Source organism: Stenotrophomonas sp. B1-1 (genome assembly GCF_010894375.1).
Classification (GTDB): Bacteria; Pseudomonadota; Gammaproteobacteria; order Xanthomonadales; family Xanthomonadaceae; genus Stenotrophomonas.
The window spans coordinates 1-4,039 of sequence record NZ_JAAIUZ010000046.1; the positions used below are offsets into that span (position 1 = coordinate 1).

Annotated in this window: 5 protein-coding genes; all 5 read left to right on the forward strand. The window is 67.1% G+C overall.

The features are described from left to right. Positions 1 to 92 precede the first annotated feature (92 nt). Positions 93 to 1,553, forward strand: coding sequence for a phage tail protein (locus G4G00_RS21605; protein ID WP_164276584.1), 1,461 nt, complete (start codon positions 93 to 95; stop codon positions 1,551 to 1,553). 10 nt (positions 1,554 to 1,563) lie between these two features. Then, positions 1,564 to 2,130 carry a hypothetical protein gene (locus tag G4G00_RS21610; protein WP_164276587.1) on the forward strand — a complete coding sequence of 189 codons (567 nt, stop codon included), beginning with the start codon at positions 1,564 to 1,566 and terminating at the stop codon, positions 2,128 to 2,130. A 251-nt stretch (positions 2,131 to 2,381) separates the two neighbouring features. After that, positions 2,382 to 2,930 (forward strand): phage baseplate assembly protein V, encoded by a 549-nt coding sequence (locus tag G4G00_RS21615; protein ID WP_164276590.1) that lies wholly within the window; start codon positions 2,382 to 2,384, stop codon positions 2,928 to 2,930. After that, positions 2,927 to 3,277, forward strand: a complete 351-nt coding sequence (locus tag G4G00_RS21620) for a GPW/gp25 family protein (RefSeq protein ID WP_164276593.1) — start codon at positions 2,927 to 2,929, stop codon at positions 3,275 to 3,277. The genes G4G00_RS21615 and G4G00_RS21620 overlap by 4 nt, the downstream gene beginning before the upstream one ends. A gap of 14 nt (positions 3,278 to 3,291) precedes the next feature. Next, on the forward strand, positions 3,292 to 4,039 hold a 748-nt coding region (locus G4G00_RS21625), incomplete at its 3' end, for a phage tail sheath subtilisin-like domain-containing protein (RefSeq protein ID WP_205515593.1).

The window sequence follows — 4,039 nt, forward strand, 5'->3', positions numbered from 1 at the left end:
ACCCAGGCGCTGGCCTTTGAGCGATCGCTCGGCCTGGCCGGCGCGCTGCGCCCGGCCGTCTACCGCCGCCTACGCATTACCCAGGAGACCCCATGAGCGCCCTGCCGCTGACCTTTACCGCCGCCGGCCGCGCGGCGCTGATCAACGCCCCCAACACCGGCACCCGTGCCGTCACCGTCACCGCCATCGGCCTGACCGAGCAGGCCTTCATCCCCGATCCGGCAGGCGGCGATACCGTACTGCCTGGTGAGTTCAAGCGGCTAGAGACCTTTGGCGGCAAGGCGGTGGCTGATGATGTCATCCACATCAGCCTGCGCGATGAGGGCAGTGATACCTACGCACTGCGCGGCATTGGCCTGTACCTGGACGATGGCACCTTGCTGTGCGTGTACGGCCAGGAGGAGGTGATCCTGGAGAAGTCTGGCCAAGCGATCTTGATGCTGGCTGCCGATATGGTCCTGACCGATGTGGAGGCCACCAGCATCGCCTTTGGCAGCACCGAGTTTCTTAACCCGCCAGCCACCACCACCGAAATGGGTGTGGTGGAGTTGGCCACCTCGGCCGAGGCGATCACCGGCAGCGATGCGCAGCGGGCAGTGACCCCGGCCGCGCTTGCGGCCACGCTCGATGATCGATTGGGCAAGGGTGTCCCCAATGCACTGACCAAACAGCTACTGGCCGCCGCCACCCAAGCCGCCCTGCGCGCCCTGCTCGAGCTGAAGGCCGCCGCTCTGAAGGACGAAGGCGATGGCAACGGCCTGGATGCGGATCTGCTCGATGGCCAGCACGGGGCCTTCTACCTGGACTGGGCCAACATGACCGGCGTACCGGCCAGCACCCACATCCCCGGCCAGGTGTTTGCCTTTGCCGGTGCCACCGCCCCGGCCGGCACCCTCCCCTGCAATGGCGCTGCTGTCAGCCGCCAGACCTATGCCGCGCTGTTTGCCGCCATCGGCACCCGCTATGGCGACGGCGATGGCGCCAGCACCTTCAATGTGCCCAACCTGATCAACGGCACGGTGCCGGTGCAGCAGAGCGATCAGAGCCGGATCGGTACCGCAACCGATGGTGAGGTCATCGGTCACACCCATGAGGCCAGCACGGCCGGTGCGGGACGCCACGGCCATGGCGCCAGCTCAGGCGCCGGCGGTGACCACATCCACGGCGCCTGGACCGATCAGCAAGGCCACCACGGCCATACCGGCGCCACCGCTGCAGTCGGCGACCATCAGCACGTCTCGCCCTTTGCTGAAGCAGGCGTGGAGTATCCCTGGGGCGGCGACTACAACCCTCATCCTGGTTCAAAAGGCAATTTGGATTGGGACAACCCCTGGCCCTATACCAGCCCCAGCGGCAACCATGCCCATAGCTTTGCCACCGATGGCGCCGGTACGCACGGCCACAACATCGGCATGAATGGTTCCGGCCCGCATACCCACGATGTCCACATCGCCGAGACCGGCGAGCACACCCATGCCACCACCGTCATCGCCACCGGCGGCCAACGCAATCTGCCGGCCGGCGTCGGTATGCTCTATTGCATCGTCTACTGAGGACGCCCCTATGGATACCCCTGCCCACCGCTACGGTCACAGTTTTGATCTGACCTCCGGCGCCTACCTGCGCCCGGTACGTCTATTCCCTTCCGCCGATAGCACCTGGCCGCTGCCGGAGAACGTGGTGGCCTTTGCGCCCACCGTCGAGCCTGGCCCATACCAGTGGCTGCGCCTGGATGCTGCGCGCCAGGCCTGGGAGCTCGTGCCGGACTATCGCGGCGTCATGCTGTGGGACACCGGCGCGGCTACCCCGCTGCCCAACCGCTTGCTGCTGGGCGATGAGCTGCCCGAAGGGGTGACGGTGCTGCCGCCGCTGACCATCGAGCCCGGCGCGACGCTGCGCAATGCCTGGAACGCGCAGGCCCAGGCCTGGGAGCTGATCCCCGATTACAGTGGTCGACCGCTGTGGCACAAGGCCGATGGCAGTGTTGCACCGCCACTGTCGCCGGGCGAGCCGCTGCCAGACGAGCTCACCGACATCCGCCCACCTGCGCACGTGGAAGCGCCTGTGCGATTTGTTGAGCCGGAAGGCTGGATCCAGATCACGCGGCCCACGGGCCAAAAGGCCGTTTGACGATCGCACCCTCCGGGCCGCCAGGAAGGGGGGAATGAGCAGACCCGGAGGGTGCAGACCGGCTCAGGTACCCGCGAGTCCTGAGCAATCGACGAGCCAGATGAGCACCTGGCAAGGCCAATGTCTGCCCGCGCTGATCAAGCACTCGTGAACTAGCCCTGTCATCACCCACCGTTGTCGTGCGCATGTACGGTACCGCGCTACACAGCTCACTCCGTGCGCGCGCGAGTGGCGTGCGGCACCGTAAGCGCATGGATTCGCGCCTGCCTCAACAACTCAACAACCTCCTGCGCGAGGGATCGATCAGCCAGGTCGATCACGCCTCGGCGCGCTGTCGCGTGCGCAGTGGCCAGGTGCACACCGACCTGATCCCCTGGCTCACGCCTGCCGCCGGCGGCGTGCGGGTGTGGGCCCCGCCGTCGGTCGGCGAGCAGGTGCTGCTGCTGTGCGTGGATGGGGACTTGGCTAACGCCATCGCCCTGCGCGGGCTGTTCTGCGATGCGTTTCCGGCACCGTCCAGCAGTCCCGACCTGACCCTGATCCAGTTCGCCGACGGCGCCACCGTGGCCTACGACAGTGCCGCCCATGCGTTGGCCGCCACCCTGCCAACCGGCGGCACCGTGTCGATCGTTGCCGAAGGCGGCGTGCGTATCACCGGCCCGGTCACCATTGCAGGCGATGTAACCGTGTCAGGGGCGATCGAGGCCAGCGACGACGTTGTTGGCGGTGGCATCAGCCTGATGGGCCACACCCACCGGGGCGTACAGCCCGGCAGCGGTAACACTGGAGCGCCGCAATGAGCGGCATGAACGCCATCACCGGCCGCAGCATCGCCGGTACTGCGCACCTGATGCAGTCCATTGCCGACATTCTGACCACCCCGCTCGGCTCGCGCATCCAGCGGCGCGACTACGGCTCACTGTTGCCCGACCTGATCGACCAGCCCTTCAACGAGCGCACGCGTCTGCAGCTGTTTGGCGCCATCGCCACCGCCTTGATGCGCTGGGAGCGCCGGATCCGACTGTCCCGGATCGCCCTGACGCCCGCCAGCGCCCCGGGCGCCTTCGTGCTCGAGCTGGACTACCGGCCCAGCGATGGCCGCCCGGCCACCTCGCTCACTGTTCCGCTTCGCTTTCCCACCTTCTAACCACAGGAGCCCCCATGGCCCAGGACTACCACCACGGCGTGCGCGTGGTTGAACTCAACGGCGGCATCCGCCCCATCCGTACCGTGGCCACCGCCATCGTCGGGATCGTGTGCACCGCCGCCGACGCCGATGAGGCGACCTTCCCGCTGGATTCCCCGGTGCTGCTGACCGATGTGCGTGGCGCCATCGGCAAAGCCGGCACCACCGGCACCTTGGCCGGCGTACTGACCGCGATCGCCGATCAATCCAACCCGGTCACCGTGGTGGTGCGGGTGGAAGAAGGCGAGGATAGCGAGGCCACCACCAGCAATGTGATCGGCACCGTGGCTGACGGTCGCTACACGGGCCTGCAGGCGCTGCTGGTGGCCGAGAGCAAGCTGGGCGTCAAGCCGCGCATCCTGGGCGCTCCGGGCCTGGACCCTAAGCCGGTGACCACTGCCCTGGCGTCGATCTGCAAGAAGCTGCGCGCCATTGCCTACGTGGGCGTGGGTGAAGCCAAAACCGTGGCCGAGATCCTGACCTACCGCAAGGAATTTGGCGATCGCGAGCTGATGATGATGTGGCCGGACTTCCTGGCCTGGGATACCACCGCCAATGCCCCGGCCACCAGCTACGCCACCGCACGGGCGATTGGTTTGCGCGCTCTGATCGATCAGCAGACCGGCTGGCACAAGACCCTGTCCAATGTGCAGGTGCAGGGCGTGACCGGCATCAGCGCCGATGTCACCTGGGACCTGCAGGATCCGCAGACCGATGCCGGCC